Annotated in this window: 4 protein-coding genes; 2 read left to right on the top strand and 2 right to left on the bottom strand. The window is 76.5% G+C overall.

Features of this window, described 5'->3' with window-relative positions:
* Positions 1–717: 717 nt before the first annotated feature.
* Complete coding sequence (locus AAHZ94_RS28860) at positions 718–1,494, bottom strand: GntR family transcriptional regulator (RefSeq protein WP_349996566.1); 777 nt, start codon at positions 1,492–1,494, stop codon at positions 718–720.
* A gap of 412 nt (positions 1,495–1,906) precedes the next feature.
* Between AAHZ94_RS28860 and AAHZ94_RS28855 the strand changes: the two genes are divergently transcribed.
* Positions 1,907–2,653 (top strand): SDR family oxidoreductase, encoded by a 747-nt coding sequence (locus AAHZ94_RS28855; RefSeq protein ID WP_349996565.1) that lies wholly within the window; start codon positions 1,907–1,909, stop codon positions 2,651–2,653.
* A 211-nt stretch (positions 2,654–2,864) separates the two neighbouring features.
* Entirely contained in the window at positions 2,865–3,731 is an 867-nt protein-coding gene (locus tag AAHZ94_RS28850; RefSeq protein WP_349996563.1) for an alpha/beta fold hydrolase, read from the top strand.
* A 97-nt stretch (positions 3,732–3,828) separates the two neighbouring features.
* On the opposite strand, the gene AAHZ94_RS28845 is transcribed toward AAHZ94_RS28850, so the two are convergent.
* Complete coding sequence (locus AAHZ94_RS28845; protein ID WP_502964811.1) at positions 3,829–4,401, bottom strand: DMT family transporter; 573 nt, start codon at positions 4,399–4,401, stop codon at positions 3,829–3,831.
* Positions 4,402–4,608 lie beyond the last annotated feature (207 nt).

Below are 4,608 nucleotides of genomic sequence, written 5' to 3'. Positions count from 1 at the left end.
CCCCCCCGCCCCCCGCCCATCGCCGCCCGCCGGGTGGGCGGGGCGTCGTTAAAACGCTACCGGGGGTGGGGTGGCTCGGCCGCGGCCGTGCGCCCATGAGCCCGCCCACCGGCCGGCCACGCACCTTCTCCCACCGGCTCCGGCCCGCCCTCCTGCCGGCTCCGGCCCGTCGCGTCTGCCGCTCCGTCCGTCGGTTCCGTCGCTGCCCCGCCCGCGGGCTGTCCTGCCCTGCTCGCCGGCTCCACCCCGTCCTGTCTGCCGGCGCCGTCGTCGTTCCGCTCGCCGGCTCCGTTCCGCCTCGTCTGCCGGCGCTGCCCTGTCCGCGTCTCTCTGCTTCGGGTACGGGTCCGGCTCCGCGGAGAGGTCCGCGTACGGGTCCACTCCCGCGGAGCGCCGGCACGTGGCGCGGCGTTATCGCCTGATGTTATGGGCCCGGCGGCGCGCGGAGCGGCGAACCGGCGTCGGAGCTGACCCGTCCCGGGCAGGGCCCCGGGCGGGGTGCAACGGCCCAACCCCTGGCCCGCCGAGTACGGAAGCTGCGGTACGGCCCCGGCCCCAGCCCCGCCGGAGGCCCGTAACGGCCGGTGGCCGGGTGCCGCCCTCGCGTGGAGGGGGCACCCGGCCACCGTACGAAGAGGTACGAAGTCGTACCGAGGTGCTTGACGGGCCGTCACGAGGCGGCCGGCGGGCCCGGGGTGGGGCCCGTGCGCCGACCTCTCAGCCGGCCAGCAGGTCAGGGCCGCTGTCACCGAACGTGAGGCGGCAGGTGTCGGCGCGGTAGGTGGCCACGCCGACGGCCGCGGTGCGGCCCGCCGCCAGATAGCGGGTGGTGACCACGAGGACCGGCGCGCCGGGCAGTCGGTCCAGGGCCTTGGCGTCGTCGGCCCGGGCCGAACCGAGCTCCACCGTCCGCTCCTGGCCCTCCAGTTCGCGCTGGTGCAGTTCGCGGAGGATGGCCCGGGCGCGGGCCGCGCTACCGGCCGGCCAGGCCGTGCCGCCGCCTGCCGGGGCGAGCGGCGCCTCGTTGAGGTTCAGGCCGGGGACCGAGCCTGCCGGCACGTACAGCAACTCGGCGGCGACCGGCTGGCCGTCGGTGGTCAGCGCCCGCCGGACCGTGTGCACGTCCGTGTCGGCGGGAACGTCGAGGAGTCGGGCGACGGGGGCCGGCACGCTGCCCGCCGTGCTGCCCAGCGTCTGCCACGGGTCGGCGACCGCTCCCGGCCAGGCGTGCCGGCTGTCGCCGACGGCCACGCCCCTCCGGGGCGGGGCGACGGTGGTGCCGACGCCGCGCCGGCGCTGGAGCCTGCCTTCGAGCTCCAACTGCTCCAGGGCCTGCCGGAGCGTGGCCCGCGCGACGCCGAACCGCGCGGCGAGCTCGCGCTCGTTGGGCAGGATCTCGCCGACGGCGAACTCCGAGTCGAGCGCCTTGCTGAGCACTGTCTTCAGGTGCCAGTACTTCGGCTCCGGCACCCTCTCAAGCTGCGTGGTCCCCACCCTGTCCTCCACGATCGCCGTGTCCGGCCGGTCTCGCACCGACCGCGCGTCCCCACTGGGTCAAACGCGCGACAGTGCGTGGCCGACGCCCTGTCCACTCCGCTCGTTCCGCTCCGAGAGCCGAAGTTATGCGCGCTTCTTTATTAAAGGTTGTTTCAGTATGGGTGTGACGATAGGACGGTGGGCGACCTTGGTCAAGACCAATCCCGCTGCCGGTCGTCGCAGACGTCTCGGGTAGCGTCTGGCCACGCCCGGACGGGGGGGCGCAGACCGGTTCGACACCGGCCGAGTCCGACCCGTCCGCGGCCGTCCGGCAGCGGGCGGCGGGGCCGCGCCAGGTGCGCGGCGGTGGCGCCGGCCCGGCGGCGGGCGTCGCGGCGAGCAGCACTGCGAACGATGCAAGGAGCGTGCAATGGACCAGGTCACCGTGGTCACGGGGGGCAGCAGGGGGATCGGCGCGGCCGTCGCCGTACGGCTGGCCGAGGCCGGGCACCACATCGCCATCGGGTACGAGCGCAACGCCGAAGCGGCCGAGGCCACGGCGGCCACCGTGCGCGCGGCGGGGGTGCGGTGCGTGACCGTACGGGCCGACACGAGCGACGCCGACCAGGTCGAGACGCTCTTCGACACCGCGCAGCGCGAGCTCGGCCAGCTCACCGGGCTGGTCAACAACGCCGGCATCACGGGCCTGTTGGGCCGCTTCACGGAGACGTCCCCGGAGGCCGTGCGGCGCGTGGTGGACGTCAACGTGACGGGGGCGCTGCTGGGCGCGCGGCGCGCCGCGCGGGCCATGTCCACGCAGTACGGCGGGGCGGGCGGCGCGATCGTCAACATCTCGTCGGCGAGCGCGACCACCGGCAGCCCGGGCGAATACGTGCACTACGCGGCGAGCAAGGCGGCCGTGGACGCGATGGCCGTGGGGCTCTCCAAGGAGCTGGCCACCGAGGGCATCCGGGTCAACTCGGTGCAGCCGGGCATGACGGTCACCGACATCCATGCGTCGATGGGCGACCCGCAGCGGCCGTGGCGGGTCGCGGACCGGATACCCATGGGCCGCCCGGGCGAGCCGGACGAGATCGCGGCGGCCATCGTCTGGCTGCTGTCCCCGCACGCCTCGTACACCACGGGCGCGGTGCTGCGGGTGGCCGGCGGTCTGTGACCGCACAGCACGACGCGGGGCGGGGCTTCCTCGTCGCGTCATGCGTGCCCACGGCGCCCCGCCGCGGGCACGCCGTGGGCGCTTCGCGGGCGCGGCGCCCGTCGACACGCTGCCGCGCTCCCTGGTCTACCGCTGGGTAACCCGTCCTGCCATGCTCTCCCCCGACCGAGCCCCGCGGCCCGGCTGTCAACGGATGATGAGGGAGTGCCCGATGGTCGAGATCCTGTCCTTCGCCCATGACGTCGAGGGGGGCTGCGCGCCGGTCTCGCTCGCGTACGAGCGGCGGGGCGCAGGGGAACCCGTCGTGCTGCTGCACGGCATCGGCCACCACTGGCAGGCGTGGGAGCCGGTGCTGGGCATCCTCGCCGCCGAGCGCGAGGTGATCGCCGTCGATCTGCCGGGGTTCGGCGCGTCGGCCGCGCTGCCGCCCGGGGTCGGCTACGACCTGCCGGAGCTGCTGGCCGTACTCCACCGGTTCTTCGACGAGCTGGGCCTGGACCGGCCGCACGTGGTGGGCAACTCGCTCGGTGGCCTGCTCGCGCTCGAACGGGGCCGCTCCGGGCGGGCGCGCCCCGTCACCCCGGTGTCGCCCGCGGGGGTCTGGACCGAGGCCGAGCGGCGGTACGGGTTCGGCATGCTCCGCGTGATGCACCGGGCGACGCGCACCCTGCCGGACCCGTTGGTGGGCCGGCTGGCCAGGTCGGCCGCGGGCCGGGCCGTGCTGGTCGGCGCGGTCTACGCGCGACCGGGCAGACGGGCCGCGCACCGGGTGGTCGCCGAGGCCCGGGCGATGCGGCAGGGCCCGGGCTTCGCGCCGACGCTCGCCGCCGGCCTGCGGGCGCGCTACACGCACGACGTGCCGGGGGTGCCGGTGACCATCGCCTGGGGCAGCGCGGACCGACTGCTGCTGCCCCGGCAGGGCCCGCGGGCCAAGCGCACCATTCCGGCGGCCCGGCTGATCCGGCTGCCGCGCTGCGGCCACGTACCGATGAACGACGATCCGGCCCTGGTCGCCCGGGTCATCCTGGACGCCACCCGGCCCACGGCCACCCCGACCCGGCCGGCCACGGCCTCCTGAACGCCGGCGGGACGCACCGATCCGGCCACCAGGCCGTACCGCTTCCGCCGCCGGGGCTGGCCGGGCGGCGCGGCCGGCTTCGCTTCTCGGGCGGATGTCACGGGGCTGGGGAGCGGCCCGTGTCGTCCTCGGGTCCGCTCGGCGGGCCCGGGACGCGGGCCGGTGTGGTGGCCGGGTGCGCTGGCGCGGGCCCCGTGACGGCGGGCTCGGGCGCGCCGCCACCCGCCGTGGCCCGGCGGGTCGGGCCGGATGCGGCGGCCGGGTGGCGCCCGGGGCGGCGCCGGGTCGCGAGTACCCCGGAGCCGACCGCAACGCCGGCGCCGACCAGCAGGCTCCCGACGCCCTGCGGGAGGCCGAAGCCACCGGTGCCGACGGCCGGGGCGGTCAGTGCCGCACTGACCGGGATCAGGCCGGAGAAGAGCGTGGCCCGCTCGGGGCCGATCCGGTGCAGCCCCTGGTACCAGCAGACGAAGCCGATCACAGTGACCACCAGCGCCTGCCACAGCAGGGCCGCCGTCTCCTGGCCGTCCGGTACGCGCAGCCAGTCGCCGCCGTCCACGACCAGCCCGAGGCCCAGCGCCTCCACCGCCCCGATCCCGCACGCGGTGGCCGACAGCAGCACCGGCCCCACCGTGCGCAGCACCGGCACCGCGACTACCGCGAACGCCACCTCGCCGACGAGCGCCGCCAGCGACCAGGCGATGCCCTGCGCGTCGGCCCGGCCCCAGCCCTGTACGGCGCAGGCGCCGGCCGCGACCAGGAGCGCGCCGAACAGTGCGGGCCGGGCCGGGCGGCGGCCGGGCGCAACGACTGGGCGGCCAGTTGTCGGGAGAGCGCGGCTTCGCGGGCCCGTACGGCGCTGTGTCGCTGATAGACC

It is taken from the genome of Streptomyces sp. HSW2009 (genome assembly GCF_040240285.1).
Taxonomy (GTDB): Bacteria; Actinomycetota; Actinomycetes; order Streptomycetales; family Streptomycetaceae; genus Streptomyces.
Note: the sequence above shows the minus strand (reverse complement) of the source record. Positions and strands in the feature narration are given on the sequence as shown.